Origin of the sequence: Mesorhizobium sp. M7A.F.Ca.CA.002.09.1.1, from assembly GCF_003998555.1 — a bacterium.
Lineage (GTDB): Bacteria > Pseudomonadota > Alphaproteobacteria > Rhizobiales > Rhizobiaceae > Mesorhizobium > Mesorhizobium ciceri.
Window position 1 is genome coordinate 1 of record NZ_RZRR01001080.1, and the last position, 1,637, is coordinate 1,637.

The window sequence follows — 1,637 nt, forward strand, 5'->3', positions numbered from 1 at the left end:
TATTGCGGCGGTTCCGAAACGCCGCGCGCGGCCGGCATTCCCGGCGACGATCTCGGCGGCGTGCATGACGCGATGCCCTATCTGGTGCAGCAGAACAGGCGTGTCGGCGGCGAACCGATCCAGTCGGTGGCGTGGCCGTCGCATCCGATCCTCGCCGGCGGCCAGCATGTCGTCGTCGTCGGCGGCGGCGACACTGCCTCCGACTGCGTCGGCACCGCCTTCCGCCAGGGCGCGGTGCGCGTCACCCAGCTCGACATCCGGCCGCAGCCGCCGGAAAAGGAAGACAAGCTGTCGGTCTGGCCATACTGGGCGACCAAGATGCGCACGTCATCCTCGCAGGCCGAAGGCGCCGAGCGCGAATTCCAGGTGGCGACGCTTGAATTCATCGGCGAAAACGGCCAGCTGACCGGGGTCAAATGCTGCGAAGTCGACGAAAAGCGCAAGCCGATCGCCGGCACCGAATTCGTCATCCGCGCCGATCTCGCGTTCATCGCCATCGGCTTTGCCGGGCCGGCCGCGGCCGGTGTGGCGAGGGAATTGGAGGGTGAGATGAAGATCGCCACCGACAGCCGCCGCTCGCGCAATGTCGAGGCCAATGACCGCGACTACAAGACCAGCGTCGACAGGCTCTATGCGGCCGGCGACGTGCGTCGTGGCCAGTCGCTGGTCGTCTGGGCGATCCGCGAGGGCCGCCAGGCTGCGCGCGCGATCGACGAGGCGTTGATGGGGTCGAGCGTTCTCCCGCGCTGAGCCCGGCCTCAGAGCCGCGCTGCGAGACTAACGATTGATCGCGGTCGTGGTGTCGGTCGCGGCTGCGGCCTTCGGCGGCCAGGAGAAGTCGTCAGCGCGGCCGGGCGATGCAATCGGTGCCTTGCCCTCGACCACAAGCTTTTCACCGGGCAGGTCCGGATTGGCCTTAGCCGGCGGTGCCGCGCCAAGCAGCTCCGAGCCGCCGTCGAGTGCCGGATCGCTGAGCAGCATCGGCGCGGTGCGGTCGATGACGATGGGGGGCGCGGCCGGCGCCGGCGTCTCGACAGGGGCGCCCGCCGGAGCGGACGGTGTAATCATGCTTCCCGGCGCGGTCAGGCCGAGGATCTTCAGCAGCGGTTTTTCGGTGTAGAAGGCGAGCTTGCGCTTGCCCGCCTTCGAGATATTGATGCCGTCATCGGCGCGCAGCCGCACCGGCTGGCCGTTGATGTCGGGGCCGCTGGTGACGAAGGCGCCGTTCTCGTCGACAAAGCCGTCCCAGATATCGACGAATTCGCCGCCATGGCTTTCTGCGGCCTGATGGTAGATGTCGTTGAAGGCAAGCATATCCGAGGTCATCTTCGGCACCCGGAACGCCGGCATGCCGACCCAAAGGAAGGGGACCTTGGCCGCGGCGATGGCTTTGCCCAGCGCGTCGGTCCTGCGTTCATATTCCTTGGTCCAGTTCTCGGAACGTGGCTGTTCGCGCACGTCGCCCACCTTCATCGACTGGCGGTCGTTGGAGCCCAGCATGACGATCACGGCGGCGGGTTTTTCGGTCTCGATCAGCGATTTGATCTGTTCGGGCCAGTTGTAGAAATCATCGCGCACGAAGCCGGACGAGCCATTGCTGCGAACGACGATCCTGACGCCGGCATTCTCTGCGAAAG

The 1,637-nt window shown here is 66.5% G+C and carries 2 protein-coding genes; one reads left to right on the forward strand and one right to left on the reverse strand.

Translation table 11 applies throughout. The features are described 5' to 3' along the window. Positions 1–750 (forward strand): FAD-dependent oxidoreductase (locus tag EN994_RS30425; RefSeq protein WP_164746374.1); only part of this gene is annotated, 750 nt, incomplete at its 5' end. A gap of 27 nt (positions 751–777) precedes the next feature. Here EN994_RS30425 and EN994_RS30430 read toward each other — a convergent pair. Next, positions 778–1,637 (reverse strand): DUF459 domain-containing protein (locus tag EN994_RS30430; RefSeq protein ID WP_127308104.1); only part of this gene is annotated, 860 nt, incomplete at its 5' end.